Below are 16,252 nucleotides of genomic sequence, written 5' to 3'. Positions count from 1 at the left end.
ACGGCGTCAGGTGAAGGGTTTCGTCCGGCCGCCCGCCCAACTGCCCTCCGCTCCCCGGCAGGTGGCTACGATGGCGGTGAACTGGGGCGTCACGGGGGAACGATGAGCAACGTCATCTACGCGGAGAAATCCTGGAATCCGCTGTCGGTCAGCGTCAACCTGACCGACGGCGAACTGCGCGTGGGCACACGCCGGATGCCGCTGGCCGAGCTGAACCTCCCGGCCATGGCGGACGCCTACCTCCGCGGCGGCTGGCTCGGCGGCGGCGGTTCCGAACGGCCGCTGTCCGCTATCCCGGCGGGCGCCGGCACGGTGCCCGTCATCCGCGCCACCGGCGCCGCCAAACCCGTCCGGGTGCGCCGGGCCGCCGAGTTCGTCCGCGTCCTCGGTGACCTGGCGGTCCGGCTGAGCGGCGGCCGGGACGCGGTGGCGCAGGCGGCCGAACGCGCCGCGCACGAGGGCGTACCGCTGTGGATGGCGCGTCGCGTGGCGCACGGACCCGCCGGTCCGGTCGTGGTCGCCGTCGACCGGCGCCTGGTCCGGGCCGACGTGTGGACCCCCGGGCTGCCCGTGGCCCGGCTGCGCGGTCCGTACGGAATGCCCGCCGGGCTGACCGACGTTCCGCCCGCCCTGGTGGTGACGCTCGGCGAGATGCCCGCGCACATCACCCTCGTGCAGAACTGGCGCAAGTCCAAGCGGACGGTCATCGTCCAGGCCGCGCAAGGCCGTTGGGAGCTGTGGCGGCACGACGCCCGCGCCTCGCGGCTGTTGCGCGACGGCCGGCCGGTGGCGCTGCTGCGCCGCCCGGCGCCGACGGCGGGCCGGGGCGATGTGCTGCTGCCGCTGGCGGACGTCCGGCACGAGACGGGTGACCCGCTCGACGCGGTCGTCGCGCACTTCTTCGCCGTCGTCTTCGGCCTCGGCGACGCCACCGGCACGATCCGGTTCGGCACGCGCCACCGGCTGCCGGAGCCGGAGGAGCCGCGGGTGTGGGAGGAGCCCTGGTTCACCGGACTCGGCCGGGGCGGCGACGACTCGGGCCCCGGCGGAGGCGGCGACGGCTGGTCCGACGGCGGTGACGGCGGCGGAGGAGACGGCGGCGGCAGCGGTGGCAGCGACGGCGGCGGGGGCGGAGGAGACGGCGGCGGAGGCGGAGGCGGCGACTAGGCCGCGGGGCCCCGCGGCCTCAACCACCCCGGCGCGCGGCACCCGTGATGTTGCGGACCATGCCCCCGAACACCCAGGCGTGGAACGGCGCCACCCCCCACCAGTAGAGGTGCCCCGCCAGCCCGCGCGGCTGGAACGTGGCGCGCTGCCCGTACACCGTCCGGCCCGTCCGGTCGCGGGACACCGTCAGCTCCAGCCACGCCAGCCCCGGCAGCCGCATCTCGGCCCGCAGCCGCAGCAGCTTCTCCGGCTCCAGCGCCTCGACCCGCCAGAAGTCCAGGTGGTCCCCGACCCGCAGCCGCCCCGGGGCGGCTGCGGGTCGGGGACCACCTGGACTTCTGGCGGGACGGGGCGCCGGGGCCCGGATCTGTTTTCCATCTTCGAGCGCACGAGCTATGAATCACACGGCGGTCACTAGCCACTGTTCGGTATAATTTTTTTAACGAACAAAAGGCCGCAAAGGTTCTTTCTCCCGGGCCTGGGGGGCGGGGGGTTATAAAGAGAGCAAGGCCCCCGCCCCCGCCCCCCGCCGCCCCCCCCGCCCCCCCGCCACAGCGCGGCGGGCGACGCGTCCACGGCCCGCTCCCGCCGGTCGGTGTACAGGCTGCCGCCCGCCCAGCCGGGGTCGCCGGGCAGCGGATCGCCCGGCGCCGGCCGCGTGGGCGGCGTCGTCCCCGCGACCTGCCGCGACGCCGCCCGCAGCGCGCCGTCCAGATCGAGGAACCCGCCCGGCGGCACCGTCACGTACCGTTCGATGTCCCGTTCCCCGCACACCACTTCGTGCCGCAGCGACTCCACCAGCGGGCGCGCGATCGCCCCCGGCACGGGCGTCACCAGCCCCACCCAGAGGCTGGACAGCCACGGGGAGAGCACGGGCACCGGCACGATCAGCCGCCGCCGCAGCCCGGTGTGCCGGGCGTAGCGCCGCATCATGTCCTGGTACGTCACCACGTCGGGCCCGCCCAGGTCGAACGTCCGGCTCACGCCGTCCGGCAGCTCCGCGCAGGCGACGAGCACCCGCAGCACGTCCCGGACCGCGACCGGCTGGACGCGGGTGCGCACCCAGCTCGGCGTCACCATCACGGGCAGCCGCTCGGTGAGCTGCCGCAGCATCTCGAACGACGCCGAGCCGGAACCGATGATGACCGCCGCCCGCAGCACGGCGGTCGGCACGCCCGAGCCGAGCAGGATCCGCCCCACCTCCGTGCGCGACCGCAGGTGCGGCGACAGCTCCCGCTCGGGCACGCCCGCCGGGGTCAGGCCCCCCAGGTAGACGACGCGGCGCACCCCGGCCGCGCGCGCCGCCCCGCCGAAGACGCGGGCGGCACGGCGGTCCTTCTCCTCGAAGCCGCTCCCCGCCCCGAGGGCGTGCACCAGGTAGTACGCGACCTCGACGCCCTCCAGCGCGGCGGCGACCGACACCGGGTCGGTGGCGTCACCGCGCACCGTCTCGACGCGGCCGGCCCACGGCCGGTCCCGGGGCTTCTCCGGGGTGCGGGCCATGCAACGCACCGCGTACCCGGCGTCGAGCAGCGCGGGCACCAGCCGGCCGCCGAGATAGCCGGTGGCGCCGGTGACCAGGCAGCGGCGGCGCGTCATGCCCGCCATCGTCGGCCGCGCCCCCGGCGCGCGCAACCGGGAGCGGGCGACCGGCGGCGGGCGACCTGAAGCGGGTGACCGCGGCCCCCCCGTCGCTTATCAACGACCGACGCCGCCCACGGTCAGGAGAGAGGGTCGGAGAGCTAGGGTAGCGGCTGCGGGCGCACGGCGGGAAGTGGATAGGAGCCTGGCCGTGACCTGACGGGTCCGGCGCCGTTGGACATCTGAGATGCCCGGCGGTGAGGAGTGATCAGATGTCGGTGCCGACGTCATGCGGGGTTCTCCCCAGGACCTTCCCCCTCGACGTGCCCCTCGACGTGCCTCTCGACGCGATACTCGGCGCCGCTCTCGACGGCCCCGCCGACCCGAGAGAGCGGATCCGGCACTTCGCCTCTCCCGTGACCCGCATGCTGCTCAGCAGCGAGGGTCTGACCACCACTCTTCTGGAATCCATGGCTGGCGAATCGTTGCACCTGACCTGTCTCGCCCAATTACGGACCCCCGCCCGCGAGACGGGGAACGGCGTGCCCGCGCTGCTCCGGATCGACGGCGGCGGGGACGTTCTCGTGCGCTACTCCGCCACCACACGGACCGGGGGGCAGGCCCTGTCCGTGAACCACGTGGTGGCCAGGCTGGGCCTCGCGCCCGGCCTCGAACCCTGCCTCACCAGCAGGTCCATCCCCCTCGGCCCGGCCCTGACCGCGGCCGGCACGGGGTACCGCCGCACGCTGCTGGACGCGGGCCGCCGCCCCTGGACGGACGAGGACGGCCACTGGCGCCTCGCGGCCTACAAGACGTACCTCGTCTGGCACGGCGACGACCCGCTGGCACTGATCAACGAACTCTTCAACCCGTCCGCCGTTCCGGCGGCGTGAGATGGCACGGTCCTGATGCGGCGGTCGCGTACCCAGGTGGGCATCATCGGCGCGGGCCCGGCCGGTCTGGTGCTGGCCAACCTGCTCACCAGGGCCGGCGTGGCCTGCCGCGTGGTCGAACGCCAGTCCCGGGAGCACGTGGAGCACCGCCCGCGCGCCGGCCTCCTCGAACACCGCGTGGTCGCGTCCCTGCGCCGCTCCGGCCTGGCCGGGCGGCTCCTCGACGACGGTGTCGAGCACGGCTGGTGCGCCTTCCGCTGCCTGGGCGACGACGTCCGCGTGGACTACGGCGCCCTCACCGGCCGGCGGCACTGGGTCTACCCCCAGCAGTGGCTCGTCAGGGACCTGATCGCCGCGCTGGCCGGACACGGGCCGCCGCCGATGTTCTCCAAGACGGTCCGGGCCGTCGAGGACATCTCGACCCACCGCCCGCGGCTGGTGTGCGACGGCATCGAGATCGAGTGCGAGTATGTCGTCGGCTGCGACGGCCACCGAGGCGCCTCCCGCGCCGCCCTCCCCGCCGCCCGCCACCGTGTCTTCCGCCGCCGCTACCCGTACGACTGGCTGACCGTCCTCGCCGAAGTGGCCCGTCCCGCCGAAGGAGTCGTCTACGCCGTGCACCCCGACGGCTTCGCCGGCATGATGCCGCGCACCTCCCGCCTGAGCCGCTTCTATCTCCAGTGCGCCCCCGGCGACCCGGCCCGCGACTGGCCCGCGCGCCGCATCCACGAGCGGTTGCGCGCCCGGCTCGCGCGGCTGCCGGAGATCACCGGCTTCGCCGACGTCCAGGTGCTGCGGATGCGCAGCAGCGTCACCGAGCCGCTGCGCCACGGCCGTCTCCTGCTGGCCGGGGACGCGGCGCACCTGCTGACCCCCTCCGGCGCGAAGGGCATGAACCTGGCCATCGCCGACGCCACCGCCCTGGCCGGCGCCCTGACGCGCCGCTACACGGACGGCGACCACGGCGCCCTCGACGCCTACGGCGCCCGGCGGCTGCCGCGGATCTGGCGGGCCCAGGAGTTCTCCGACCGGCTGCTGCGGCTGCTGCACCTGCCGCCGGAGAAGGACGGCGACGCCGCGTACGCGCTGCGGCTGCGGCGCGCGGCGATCGAGCGCCTCGGCGAGCCGGGGCCGCACGCCACCGCGTTCGCCCACGAGTACGTCGGCTCCGGCGCGGGCGAGGACACCGGGGACGACGGGTGGCCGTGACCGCGGTGCTGACCGAGAACGTCCGGGCGCTGTACGGGTTCTCCCGGGGCACACAGGCCACGCTGAGCGTGGCCCAGCCGCTGCTCGGCGTCCTCCTGGCGGACGGCAGCCCGCCCCCCGCCCGGTTCGGCCTGGTCCTGACGGCTTCCCTGGCGGGGTACTTCGCGGTGTTCGCCGCCAACGACCTCATCGACGCCCGGCTGGACCGGCAGCGGTTCCGTTACGTCCGCGCCTACCAGGGCTTCGACATCGACAGCGCGGGCGGTCGCCACCCGCTGGCGCAGGGCCGGCTCAGCCCGGCGACGGCCGCCGTCTGGGTGACCGCGCTGGGCGCGGTGGCGCTGACGCTGTCCGCGATGCTGAGCTGGGTGTGCGCCGCGCTGCTGGTCGCGGCGGCGCTGCTGGAGGCGGCGTACTGCGCGCTGGCGCGGGTGACGCCGTTCAAGTTCCTGCTGACCGGCGTGATGGTGGCGCTCGGCGGCTGCGTCGGCTGGTTCGCGGTCTCCTCGGAGGTGGACCGGCCGCTGCTGTGGCTGTTCTGCGCCTGGCTGGCGGCCTGGGAGATCGGCGGCCGGAACATCGTGAACGACTGGGCCGACGTGGAGGAGGACGTCCACCTCGGCGTCCGGACCGTCCCCGTCGTCTACGGATACCGGGTCAGCGGCCTGCTGACGTTCTGGTTCCTGGCCCTGGCCGTGGTCTGCGGCACCGGCATGGCCGCCGCCGCCTGGCCGTCCTGCGGCGCGCTCGGCGTCGCGGGCGCCGCGCTGGCCGGCCTGTACACGCTGCTCGCCCCCGGCCTGCGGCTGCTGCGCGAGCCCTACCCCGAGAACGCGATGGCCGTCTTCAACCGGGCGAGCCTCTACCCCCCGGCGCTGCTGCTGATCGTCCTCGGCTCGCTGGCCGTCCGCCACGCGACCGGCGCCTGACGCCCGTTCACGGGCCGAGCAGCGCCACCACCAGCGCGACCGCGGGACCGGCCAGGGCCGTGGTGAGCAGGATCGACTCCCGGGCCAGCCGGACGCCCGTGCCGTAGTGCGCCGCGTAGGTGAAGACGTTCTGCGCGCCGGGCAGGGCGGAGGTGACGACCACGGTGAGCTGGTCCGCCGCGTCGAGGCGGAACAGCCAGGCGGCCGTCGCCCACCCGAGCAGCGGATGGACGACGGACTTCAGCGCCACCGACAGCAGCACCGGCCCGCGTTCCTCGCCCCGCCCCGGCAGCGCGCTGCCGCGCAGCGAGATGCCGAAGGCGAGCAGCACGGCGGGCACCGCCATGTCGCCGACCAGCGCGAGCGGTTCCATGACGGCGCTGGGCAGGGTGCGCCCCGAGGCGGCGACCGCGATGCCGCCGAGCGAGCCGACCACGACCGGATTGCGGAACGGGGTGGTCAGCCGCCGTACGACGGTTCCCCGCCCGCCCTCGCCGCCGCGCACGGCGGTCATGTCCAGCACGGTGAGGGCGGCGGGCGTGAACGCGAGCTGCTGGAGGAGCAGGATCGGCGCGACCAGCGACGCGTCGCCCAGCACGTAGAGCGCGATGGGGATGCCCAGGTTGCCCGCGTTCACATACGCGGAGCACAGCGCGCCGATCGTCACCCGGGCCGTGCCCCAGCGGCGGACGGTGCCGACCGCGACGAAGATCGCGGCGGTGGCGACCGTGCTCAGTGCCGTGGCCAGCAGCGACGGCGAGAAGAGCACCCCGAGATCGGCGTCGGCGAGGATGACGAACAGCAGCGCCGGGTTCGCCACGTGGAACGCCAGCCGGGTCAGGACCTCCCGCCCGTCCTCGCCCAGCAGCCCCCGGCGGCCCAGGAGATAGCCGATGGCGATGACGGTGGCGATGATCGTGAAGCCGGTGAAGACCCCGCCCACGACGCCACCCTCCGCGTAATCGAATACGCGCACTCTCGGCCGCGCGCCCCGCCCGGTCAATGGGCTCTCGGATGGCGAGACATGCCGGACGAGCACGCCGGGCACCCGCGTGACGGGCGATAACGTGCCATTCCGTGACACATCCCCTCGCACGCCGCTTCGCCCGCCGCCTCCGCCGCGGCGCGCCGGCCGCCCTCGCGGTGGCCGCCGTCACCGCGCCGCTGCTCCTGGCCGCGCCCGTCACCTCCCCCGCCGCCGGGGCCGACAGCGGCGGACCGGCCGACGCGCTGGCCGAGGCGGTCACCGGCGAGGGCGCGCTGCGCCACCTGGCCGCCCTCCAGCGGATCGCGGACGCGAGCGACGGCACCCGCGCCGCCGGCACCCCCGGCCACGAACGGTCCGCCCGTTACGCCGGGACGCTCCTGGCCGCCGCCGGATACGACGTCACGTACCAGCGCTTCGCGTTCCCCTACCGCGAACCGCTCACCGAGCGGCTGACCCGGCTCACCCCCGAGGAACGGGACATCCCGGTGCGGGTGATGACGTACAGCCCGGCCACCCCGCCCGGCGGCCTCACCGCCGCGCTCACCCCGGCCGGCACCGGCTGCGCCGCCGCCGACTTCGGCCCCGGGCCGCTGACCGGCCGGATCGCGCTGATCGAACGCGGCACGTGCACCTTCGCCGAGAAGCAGGCCAACGCGGCGGAGGCCGGCGCCGCCGGGGCGCTGATCCGGAACAACGTGCCCGGCGAACTGTCCGGCACCCTCGGCGGCCCGGAACACGCCGCCATCCCGACCGGCGGCATCTCACGCGCCGACGGCGAGGAACTGCTCGCCGCCCTCACGGCGGACGAGGAGGTGACCGTCCGGCTCGAACTGGCGGAGCTGGCCGAGGAACGCACCACCACGAACGTCATCGCCGAGACCCCCGGCGGCGACCCGTCCCGCGTGGTGATGGCCGGCGCCCACCTGGACTCGGTCCCCGGCGGCCCCGGCCTCAACGACAACGGCTCGGGCGCGGCCGGAATCCTGGAGACCGCGCTGCGGCTGGCCGCCACCGCCCCGGCGGACGGCCCCCCGCACCGCGTCAGGTTCGCCCTGTGGTCCGCCGAGGAGTTCGGCCTGCTCGGCTCCGAGCACTACGTGGCGAACCTCCCGGCCGACGCCCGCGACGCCGTCGCCCTCTACCTGAACTTCGACATGATCGCCTCCCCCAACTACGGCCTGTTCGTCTACGAGGGCTCGGAGCCGGTCCGGCGCGACATCACGGCGTTCCTGGAGGGACGGGGCCTGTCCCCCGGCCACGCGCCCCTCGACGGGCGCAGCGACTACGGGCCGTTCGTCGCGGCGGGCATCCCGGCCGGGGGCGTCTTCACCGGCGCCGAGGGCGTCAAGTCCGAGGCGGAGGCAAGCCTGTGGGGCGGCACCGCGGGCGCCCCCTACGACGCGTGCTACCACGCCGCCTGCGACGACCTGCGCAACATCAGCGCCACCGCGCTCGACATCGGCGCGAAGGTGATCGCGCACGCCGTCGGACGCTACGCCTGGCGCCTGCCGGAGCCGGAACCACGGCCCGGACCCCGGCCGGAACCGCCCCCCGCCCACCGGCCCGTGACGGGGCGCGCGCGGTGACGCGGGTCCGTCCCGTCACCACGACAGGAGGCTGCGTCGGAAGCGTCCCGCCCGGTAGGCTCTCCGTGTGATCTTCAAGCGCATCGGAAACGGACGACCCTGCCCTGACCACGGCCGGGAGCACACCCGGCAGTGGGCAGACGTGGCGCCGCGCCCGGTCCGCCTCGACCAGTTGGTCACCACCAAGCAGCAGCTCGACCTGGAGACGCTGCTGGCCGAGGACTCCACCTTCTACGGTGACCTCTTCGCCCACGTCGTGAAGTGGCGGGGCGACCTGTATCTGGAGGACGGCCTGCACCGGGCCGTCCGCGCCGCCCTGCAACAGCGCCAGGTGCTTCACGCGCGGGTGCTGGAGCTGGACTGACCCCGCCGCCCGGCCGCGCGCCGATTGCCCCGATCGGGTCGGTCCTTCATCTGAGCTGATCATTTATTAGGCCGCCGCCGATCCCCTGACTACGCTGCGGCCATGAGCATGCTGACGCCCCCTGGCATGGGCGGCAAGAAGTTCCGCGTCACGGGCGACCGGTATCCCAGGATGCGCCCCCGCCGGCGCCGCGGACGCCTCGGTCTGGCCGTCTTCGCCGCCGTCACCGTGCTCGCCCTGCTCGGCTACGGGACCCTCCAGCTCATCGACGTCTTCTCCGGGGACGACAACGGCGGCTCCGACACCACCCGGGCCCGCTCCGGCCCCGCCGACGAGGACTGCGTGCCCCCGGCGCGCGACACGCGGACGGGCGACACCGCGGAGCTGCCCGACCCCGCGACCATCACCGTGAACGTCTACAACGCCACCAGCCGCACCGGACTCGCCCAGCAGACCGCCGACACGCTCGCCGAGCGCGGCTTCGCCATCGGCGAGGTCGGCAACGCCCCCGAGGACCTCGACGGCCAGGTCGACGCCCCCGGACTGCTCCTGGGCACCGCCGCCGCCGCGGAGTCCGGCGCGCTGGCCATGCTCGCCGCCCAGCTCGACGGCGCCGAGACCGGCGACCCCAGGACCGGCGAGGACGCCGGCGAGGACACGGTCGTCGACTTCGTCATCGGCGACGCGTTCACCGAGCTGACCGCCGCCGGCGAGGCCGAACGCCGCCTCGCGGAGCTGACCGCCCCCGGCACCGCGTCCCCGACGACCCCCGCCTGCTGACCGGCGGAACCCGCCGCGGAGCGCCGTACGCCTCAGCCGGCCGTCCCGTACATGCGGTCGCCCGCGTCACCCAGACCGGGCACGATGAAGCCCTTGTCGTCGAGCCGCTCGTCCAGCGCGCCGGTCACCACCGTCACCGGCGCCCCGGCCAGGTCGCGCTCCAGGCGCTGGACGCCCTCGGGCGCCGCCAGCAGACAGATCGCGGTGATGTCGTCCGCGCCCCGGTCCAGCAGCTCCCGGACGGCCGCCACCAGCGTCCCGCCGGTCGCCAGCATCGGGTCCAGCACGTAGACCTGCCGCCCCGACAGGTCCTCCGGCACCCGGTTCGCGTAGGTGGACGCCTCCAGCGTCCGCTCGTCGCGGATCATCCCGAAGAACCCGACCTCGGCGGTGGGCAGCAACCGGACCATGCCGTCGAGCATGCCGAGACCTGCCCGTATGATCGGCACGACCAGCGGACGGGGGTGGGAAAGTCGCACACCCGTGGTCGCCGCCACCGGAGTTGCGATCTCGACCAGCTCCGTGCGGACATCACGGGTCGCTTCGTAAGCGAGCAGGGTGACGAGCTCATCCGCCAGCCGCCGGAACGTCGGTGAATCGGTACGCGCGTCGCGCAGCGTGGTCAGCTTGTGCGCCACCAGCGGGTGGTCGACGACATGGGTCCGCATGCGTCCGACAGTACCGAACGTGACCGACAGCGCCGGACTGACCGGCGCGTTTCCCGTCGGGGACCCCTGGTGGACAAACGCCGTCGGGGGCGGGGAGAGTGGTGCATGGAGGGAGGAGAGGGCATATGCCGCGACCCGGTGAGCCGCAGACCCGCGATCCGGCCGCAGGGTATGTCCGCGTCCCGCCGCACCGCGCCCGTACCGCCCGCCCGCACTGGGAATGACGCGGGCGGACATTCCGTTGGTGAACTGCCGAGTTACCCGACAGCGCACCCCTTATCTGCCACGATGCAGGTGGCACAGCCGAACCGAGTGGGGAGAGTCACGGTGTACTTCACCGCACTGCTCGCGCGGACCGATGATGGTTGGGAAGCGAGTGATACAGAGCTCGATGACGTGGAGAGCCTGGACGAGCTGGCCGAGTTGGCCCGCGCGGCGGCTCCCGATGACGAGACCGTTCTCGTCTGCATCGAGCAGGAAGGCGCCTGGTTCGGCCTCGTCCGCGTGGACGGCGAGGACGACCCGCGGGTCTTCGTCTCCGACGCCGCACGCGCGCTGCGCAGCGCGTACGGCGAGATTCTGCTGACCGACGAGCTGCTGGGCCGGGAGCCGGAGGACCCCGGCACCCTGGAGCAGATGGTCGATCTGGACGGCACGGAGGACGGCGTCGAGGACGTGGTCGACGACGAGGAGAGCGCCGCCCCCGGCGGCTCGGAAGCGGTGCCGCGCGGCCCGCTGGGGGACGCCGATCTGCTGGCGGACCTCGGCATCGACGCGGGCACCGTCCTGAAGCTCACCCCGGACGACGCGCTCAGCGAGATCGCCGACACCCTGGGCTGCGCCGAGGTGCTGGAGGCGGTCAGGTGAGGACGCGGACGGTGTGACGGCATGACGGCATGACAGCGGGGGGCGGTGATCCGCTGCGCGACCCGTGGCGCCCGGCGAGGCGCCGGGCGCTCGCGGAGGCCGCCGCCGCCGCGGGAACGGGGGACGTGCCGGTGGGGGCGGTCCTCCTGGGCCCCGGCGGCCCGGACGGCCCGGTGCTGGGCACCGGGCGCAACGAGCGCGAGGCCACCGGGGACCCGACGGCCCACGCGGAGGTCCTCGCGCTGCGCGCCGCCGCCGGCCGGCTGGGCGAGTGGCGGCTGACGGGCTGCACCCTGGTCGTCACGCTGGAACCGTGCACGATGTGCGCGGGCGCCGGCGTGCTGGCGCGGCTCGACCGGGTCGTGTACGGCGCGATCGACCCGAAGGCGGGGGCGGCCGGGTCGCTGTGGGACGTGCTGCGCGACCGCCGGCTCAACCACCGCCCGGAGGTGATCGGCTCGGTGCTCGCCGACGACTGCGGCCGGCTGCTGACCGACTTCTTCCGCGGCCGGTGACCGGTAACCCGTTCACGACCACGCCACCGGGTGGGATAGGCTTTCTCCCGGTAGCGTGTCCGAGCGGCCGAAGGAGCTCGCCTCGAAAGCGAGTGTGGGGGCAACTCCACCGAGGGTTCAAATCCCTCCGCTACCGCCGCGAGTAACGCGAAGCGAAGGGCCCGGTCCGGCGGACCGGGCCCTTCGCCGTGCGTCCGGCATCAACACGGGGTGACCGGGTGCTTGCGCAGGGTGGAAATGTCTTGTGATGCTATGACCGCTTCTCCCAGCGAAGGGGTGGTCGGCAGGTGGCGGTGACGCAGACCCGGGGTGCTCAGGCCCGCGCCCTGACCCAGGCGCTGTTCGAACGTCTGGCGTGCTGCGAGCCCGGCACCGCCGAGCACGCGCGGGTGCGCGGGGCCCTCGTCGAGGCGAACCTGCCCCTGGTCCGCTACATCGCCGCCCGCTTCCGGGGCCGCGACGAGCCCATGGAGGACATCGTCCAGGTCGGCACCGTCGGCCTGATCCACGCCATCGACCGCTTCGACCGCGAGCGCGGCGTCCAGTTCCCCACCTTCGCGATGCCCACGATCGTCGGCGAGATCCGCCGGTACTTCCGGGACGGCGTGCGCGGGGTGCACGTGCCGCGCCGGACCCACGAGTTGTGGGCGCGGGTGCGGGCCACCACCGAGGAGCTGACGGCCGCGCTGGGCCGCACGCCGACGACGGCGGAGATCGCCGGGCGGCTGAGCGTTCCCGAGGAGGACGTCCGCGCCAGCGCGGAGGCGACCCGGGCGTACCGGGTCTGCTCGCTGGACGCCGGCGACGAGCGGGACGAGGGCGGTCCCGGACTGGCCGACCGGCTCGGCTACGAGGACCCCGGGCTGGCCGGCGTCGAGCACCGGGCGCTGGTGCGGCACCTGCTGGTCCAACTCCCCGAGCGGGAACAGCGGATCCTCCTCATGCGGTACTACCGCAATCTGACGCAGTCGCAAATCAGCGCGGAACTGGGCCTGTCGCAGATGCACGTGTCCCGCCTGCTGGCCCGCAGCGTCACCCGGCTCCGCGCCGCAAATCTGATCGAGACGTAAGTCACATGGGGTTCCAACTCCGGGAACTCCCCCATCAGCTATACCGTTTTATCGACATGAAGCTACGTCGCGTTGATGACTTGTGACATTCTGTGGAAACCGCGTTTGCCGTGGCGGCAGGACCGGTATCTCCGAGGAGGCGCCACCTTCTCGTCGGGAGTCACTGTCGGAAGCGCGCCGCCGCGACCCGTCCACGACCTCAAGGGGGTGGCATGTCCGTAGAACTGGGCAGCTCCAAGGTGCTCGACACGACCGGCACGCCGCACGTACCCGCGCAGCACGCACCCTCGTCGCCGCACGCGCCCTCGTCGCCGCAGGAAGCTCCCGCGGACACCGACAGCCTCGACACCCGCACACTCTCGCGTTCCCTCTTCCAGCGGCTGGCCACGCTCGACGCGGACAGCCCGGAGCGCGGCTATGTGCGGGACACCCTGATCGAGCTCAACCTCCCGCTGGTCCGCTACGCGGCGGCCCGTTTCCGCAGCAGGAACGAGCCGATGGAGGACATCGTCCAGGTCGGCACCATCGGTCTGATCAAGGCCATCGACCGCTTCGACTGCGAACGCGGCGTGGAGTTCCCGACGTTCGCGATGCCGACCGTCGTCGGGGAGATCAAGCGCTTCTTCCGTGACACCTCGTGGTCCGTGCGGGTCCCGCGCCGGCTCCAGGAGCTGCGGCTCGCCCTCACCAAGGCGAGCGACGAGCTGTCCCAGCGGCTCGACCGTTCCCCCACCGTCCCCGAGCTGGCCGCCTGCCTGGGCGTCACGGAGGACGAGGTCGTGGACGGCCTCGCCGTGGGGAACGCGTACACCGCCAGTTCGCTGGACTCCCCCTCGCCCGAGGAGGACGGCGGCGAGGGCTCGCTGGCCGACCGCCTGGGGTACGAGGACACCGCCCTGGAGGGCGTCGAGTACCGCGAGTCCCTCAAGCCCCTGCTCGCGCGGCTCCCCGCCCGCGAGCGGCGCATCATCATGCTCCGCTTCTTCGCGAACATGACGCAGTCGCAGATCGGCGAGGAGGTCGGCATCTCGCAGATGCATGTCTCCCGGCTGCTGACCCGCACCCTCGCGCAGTTGCGGGACGGGCTGACCGCCGAGGAGTGACCGGGCCCGGACCGGCGGACGCGTCGCCGGTCCGGGGAGCGCGCGCCCGGACGGGCCGTCAGGCGAGGGCCAGCCAGGCCACGGCGACGACGACCACGAGCGCCAGCACGACACCGGCGATCACCCCGGCGCGTGGCCCGGAGGAGACCGCCGCCGGTGCGGCGGGCGCCGATGGCCGGTTCCGGTCCTGGTCGTCGACGAACGCCTGGAACATCTGGGTGCTGCCCGCGGGGTCGTGGTCCTGCGGACCCTGGGGCGCGTGCGGATTGTGAGCCATGCCTGCCGACCCTAGCGAATCCGGTGCCGTCAGCGCAGGTCGGTCCGGAGCACCGGCAGCCCGCTCGGAATCCTGATCTCCAGCGTCACGATGTCCGCGCGCGGCAGCGACGTGCTCACCGCCAGCCGCGCCGTGTCCTGCGGCAGCGCGTGCCACCGCGCCAGTTCGTCGATCGCGCCGTCGCCGCTGATCGCGACCAGCACGTAGTCGCCTTCCCGCCCACCGGTGTAGCTGCACTCCATCTCCACCCGCGTGCCGCCGCCGCTCCCCGCCGGGATCAGCTCGACGCTCGCGGTCACCGGCCAGTGCCCCAGCGGCGTCATCGCGGTGGCGCCCTCCGACTCCGTGCCCTCCGACTCCCCGCTCTCGGACTCCCCGCCGGCGCCGGAAGCACCCGTGAGGGTGAACACCAGGGCCACGCACGCCGCCAGCGCCACCGCGCCCGCCGATAGCGCGGCCAGCGCCCGCCGCCGCCTGCGCTCCCCGGCGACCCGGGCCAGCAGCGCGGGCAGCACCACGGCGGGCGGCTCCGGGCGCGGCGCCGGCCCCTCCTCCCCGGACGAGCCCTGGCTCAGCAACCCCAACAGCCCCGGCAGCCCGGCCAGTTCCCCCACGGCCCGGGCGCAGGTGTCGCAGCCGCGCATGTGCTCCTCGAACGCCGCCCGGTCCTGCGGGGAGAGCGCGCCGAGCACGTACGCCGCGTCGTACATCGCGAACGGATCGGCGCTCATCGCGTCACCCCCTTCTCCTCCAGCACCAGGCGCAGCGCGCGGAGGGCGTAGTGCGTCCGCGACTTGACGGTCCCCTCCGCCACCCCGAGACGGGCGGCGGCCTCGGCCACCGACAGCCCGTGGAAGGAGCACAGGACCAGCACCTCGCGGTGGCGCTCGGTCAGTTCGGCCAGCGCGTCGGCGACCAGCCAGCCCTGGACGGCGCGTTCGGTGTCGTCCGGCACGGGCAGCTCGGGCGGCGCGTCGGTGCTGATCTCGGCGCGCGCCGCCGCCGAGCGCCAGTTGTCGATCACGATGCGCCGGGCGACGGTGAACAACCAGGTACGTGCCGAACGCGTCGTCTGGTCGAGCACGCCCGGATGACGCCAGGCCCGCAGCAACGTCTCCTGCGTCACATCCTCGGCCCGCTCCCGGTCGCCGCCGGTGAGCTGGAGGGCGAACGCCCAGAGCGCCGCCGCGTGTTCGTCGTGCAGCGCCCGCATCAACTGCGCCTCCGGCAGGTGCTCCCGCTCCTCCCGCGGGTGATCGTTCATCCGCGCCCCCCGGGCCGGGCGCGGGGACCGGGCCGGAGCGCGAGCAGGGCCGCGCCGCAGACCACGCAGGCCACTTCGGTGACCACGCCCCACACCTCCTCGTCGGTCCTGAACCGCTCCTCCACACCGAAGAAGCCGACCGTCAGCGACAGACCGTACGCCCCGAGCGTCACCGCGCCGAACGCGACGGCCGCCAGCTCCGGCAGCCAGTGCCCGCGCCACAGCAGCACGGCCAGCGCCAGGATCGGTCCGGCGACCACGTTGACCAGGAACAACGGCCCGACCACGGCGTCGTCACGCGCCCAGTCCCGCCACACCACCAGATGCGTCCAGGCCGAGCCGAGCAGGCCGAGCGCCGTCAGTGCCCGCAGTGCCCAGCCGACCACCATGGCTCGCTCCCTCGTTCCCGCCGCGCCCTCACCCACCACACGGGCCGGACGCGCACGGGGTTCAACCATCCCGCGCCGGCGCGGCGCCGCGTTGAACCGGGGGCCGGTCGGCACCGTGTGCTCGGGTATGACGACGACGCCACCACACCAGTCACACCAGCCACGGCAGGCCGCCTGCCCTCGGCGCCGCACCGTTCTGGCCGCCTCCGCCGCCTCGGCCGGGGCCCTCGCGCTGACCGCGTGCGGCGTGGAGGACGGTGAGGACGCGGCCGACCCGGGCGCGGGGCCGATCGCGGCCCTCGTCGACGTGCCGGTCGGCGAGGCCGTCGCCGTGAAGACCCCCAACGGCGGGGACGCGTTGCTGTTCCGGGCCGACGAGACCACGGTCGCCGCGTTCAGCGCGATCTGCACCCACGCCGGCTGCACCGTTCAGCCCGACGGCGGCAGGCTGCACTGCCCGTGCCACGACTCGGTCTTCGACGCGGCGACCGGCGAACGCCTCGAAGGCCCCGCCGACGCGCCCCTGCCGCCCATCCCGGTGCGGATCGAGGACGATCAGGTGGTCACGGCCGTCCCGGAGTGACCCCCGAACAATCCACTCG

At 74.2% G+C, this 16,252-nt stretch carries 18 protein-coding genes, 1 tRNA gene and 1 pseudogene; 13 read left to right on the top strand and 7 right to left on the bottom strand.

Annotated elements, in window-relative coordinates; genetic code table 11:
* Positions 1-102 precede the first annotated feature (102 nt).
* Entirely contained in the window at positions 103-1,167 is a 1,065-nt protein-coding gene (locus BN2279_RS16745) for a hypothetical protein (RefSeq protein ID WP_059010377.1), read from the top strand.
* A 19-nt stretch (positions 1,168-1,186) separates the two neighbouring features.
* Here BN2279_RS16745 and BN2279_RS16735 read toward each other — a convergent pair.
* Positions 1,187-2,775: pseudogene (locus tag BN2279_RS16735) on the bottom strand (SDR family oxidoreductase).
* Positions 2,776-3,020: 245 nt separating this feature from the next.
* Here BN2279_RS16735 and BN2279_RS16730 point away from each other — a divergent pair.
* The 3 genes from BN2279_RS16730 to BN2279_RS16720 are packed head-to-tail and all read left to right on the top strand — an operon-like array spanning position 3,021 to position 5,779.
* Positions 3,021-3,641, top strand: a complete 621-nt coding sequence (locus BN2279_RS16730) for a hypothetical protein (RefSeq protein WP_159037243.1) — start codon at positions 3,021-3,023, stop codon at positions 3,639-3,641.
* 15 nt (positions 3,642-3,656) lie between these two features.
* On the top strand, positions 3,657-4,850 hold the full coding sequence (locus BN2279_RS16725) for a 4-hydroxybenzoate 3-monooxygenase (protein ID WP_059010370.1): 1,194 nt from the start codon (positions 3,657-3,659) through the stop codon (positions 4,848-4,850).
* Positions 4,841-5,779, top strand: a complete 939-nt coding sequence (locus BN2279_RS16720) for a UbiA family prenyltransferase (RefSeq protein WP_234347939.1) — start codon at positions 4,841-4,843, stop codon at positions 5,777-5,779. Before BN2279_RS16725 ends, BN2279_RS16720 begins: the two co-directional genes overlap by 10 nt.
* A 7-nt stretch (positions 5,780-5,786) precedes the next feature.
* On the opposite strand, the gene BN2279_RS16715 is transcribed toward BN2279_RS16720, so the two are convergent.
* Positions 5,787-6,722 (bottom strand): AEC family transporter, encoded by a 936-nt coding sequence (locus BN2279_RS16715; protein WP_059010368.1) that lies wholly within the window; start codon positions 6,720-6,722, stop codon positions 5,787-5,789.
* A gap of 134 nt (positions 6,723-6,856) precedes the next feature.
* Here BN2279_RS16715 and BN2279_RS16710 point away from each other — a divergent pair, with 134 nt between their 5' ends.
* The 3 genes from BN2279_RS16710 to BN2279_RS16700 all read left to right on the top strand — a co-directional run bounded on the left by BN2279_RS16710 (position 6,857) and on the right by BN2279_RS16700 (position 9,497).
* Positions 6,857-8,353, top strand: a complete 1,497-nt coding sequence (locus tag BN2279_RS16710) for a M28 family peptidase (RefSeq protein WP_234347937.1) — start codon at positions 6,857-6,859, stop codon at positions 8,351-8,353.
* Positions 8,354-8,420: 67 nt separating this feature from the next.
* Positions 8,421-8,717, top strand: coding sequence for a type II toxin-antitoxin system VapB family antitoxin (locus BN2279_RS16705; protein ID WP_059010366.1), 297 nt, complete (start codon positions 8,421-8,423; stop codon positions 8,715-8,717).
* A gap of 102 nt (positions 8,718-8,819) precedes the next feature.
* Positions 8,820-9,497: a LytR C-terminal domain-containing protein gene (locus BN2279_RS16700; protein ID WP_079032221.1), complete on the top strand. Its 678-nt coding sequence runs from the start codon at positions 8,820-8,822 to the stop codon at positions 9,495-9,497.
* Positions 9,498-9,529: 32 nt separating this feature from the next.
* On the opposite strand, the gene upp is transcribed toward BN2279_RS16700, so the two are convergent.
* On the bottom strand, positions 9,530-10,165 hold the full coding sequence (upp, locus tag BN2279_RS16695) for a uracil phosphoribosyltransferase (protein WP_059010362.1): 636 nt from the start codon (positions 10,163-10,165) through the stop codon (positions 9,530-9,532).
* A gap of 327 nt (positions 10,166-10,492) precedes the next feature.
* Between upp and BN2279_RS16690 the strand changes: the two genes are divergently transcribed.
* The 5 genes from BN2279_RS16690 to BN2279_RS16670 all read left to right on the top strand — a co-directional run bounded on the left by BN2279_RS16690 (position 10,493) and on the right by BN2279_RS16670 (position 13,720).
* A complete protein-coding gene (locus BN2279_RS16690) occupies positions 10,493-11,032 on the top strand; it encodes a tRNA adenosine deaminase-associated protein (RefSeq protein WP_059010360.1) in 540 nt (179 codons plus the stop codon).
* 29 nt (positions 11,033-11,061) lie between these two features.
* Complete coding sequence (locus BN2279_RS16685; protein ID WP_059010358.1) at positions 11,062-11,547, top strand: nucleoside deaminase; 486 nt, start codon at positions 11,062-11,064, stop codon at positions 11,545-11,547.
* Positions 11,548-11,596: 49 nt separating this feature from the next.
* Positions 11,597-11,683 (top strand) — tRNA-Ser (locus BN2279_RS16680).
* Between the two features lie 151 nt (positions 11,684-11,834).
* The gene (locus tag BN2279_RS16675; protein WP_059010356.1) at positions 11,835-12,617 is read left to right on the top strand and encodes an RNA polymerase sigma factor SigF; all 783 of its coding nucleotides are present in this window, start codon (positions 11,835-11,837) and stop codon (positions 12,615-12,617) included.
* Between the two features lie 212 nt (positions 12,618-12,829).
* The gene (locus BN2279_RS16670; protein ID WP_059010354.1) at positions 12,830-13,720 is read left to right on the top strand and encodes an RNA polymerase sigma factor SigF; all 891 of its coding nucleotides are present in this window, start codon (positions 12,830-12,832) and stop codon (positions 13,718-13,720) included.
* A gap of 58 nt (positions 13,721-13,778) precedes the next feature.
* On the opposite strand, the gene BN2279_RS16665 is transcribed toward BN2279_RS16670, so the two are convergent.
* Genes BN2279_RS16665 through BN2279_RS16650 form a run of 4 tightly spaced genes read right to left on the bottom strand, consistent with a single transcriptional unit; the run spans position 13,779 to position 15,650 of the window.
* Positions 13,779-13,997, bottom strand: a complete 219-nt coding sequence (locus BN2279_RS16665; protein WP_059010352.1) for a hypothetical protein — start codon at positions 13,995-13,997, stop codon at positions 13,779-13,781.
* 29 nt (positions 13,998-14,026) lie between these two features.
* Complete coding sequence (locus BN2279_RS16660; RefSeq protein ID WP_059010350.1) at positions 14,027-14,728, bottom strand: zf-HC2 domain-containing protein; 702 nt, start codon at positions 14,726-14,728, stop codon at positions 14,027-14,029.
* A complete protein-coding gene (locus tag BN2279_RS16655; protein ID WP_079032220.1) occupies positions 14,725-15,261 on the bottom strand; it encodes a sigma-70 family RNA polymerase sigma factor in 537 nt (178 codons plus the stop codon). The genes BN2279_RS16660 and BN2279_RS16655 overlap by 4 nt, the downstream gene beginning before the upstream one ends.
* Positions 15,258-15,650, bottom strand: coding sequence for a hypothetical protein (locus tag BN2279_RS16650; RefSeq protein ID WP_199827737.1), 393 nt, complete (start codon positions 15,648-15,650; stop codon positions 15,258-15,260). Before BN2279_RS16650 ends, BN2279_RS16655 begins: the two co-directional genes overlap by 4 nt.
* 127 nt (positions 15,651-15,777) lie before the next feature.
* Here BN2279_RS16650 and BN2279_RS16645 point away from each other — a divergent pair, with 127 nt between their 5' ends.
* Positions 15,778-16,233: a Rieske (2Fe-2S) protein gene (locus BN2279_RS16645; protein ID WP_059010348.1), complete on the top strand. Its 456-nt coding sequence runs from the start codon at positions 15,778-15,780 to the stop codon at positions 16,231-16,233.
* Positions 16,234-16,252: the final 19 nt, after the last annotated feature.

Origin of the sequence: Streptomyces specialis (assembly GCF_001493375.1) — a bacterium.
Taxonomy (GTDB): domain Bacteria; phylum Actinomycetota; class Actinomycetes; order Streptomycetales; family Streptomycetaceae; genus Streptomyces; species Streptomyces specialis.
This window is presented reverse-complemented; position numbering and strand designations above follow the sequence as displayed.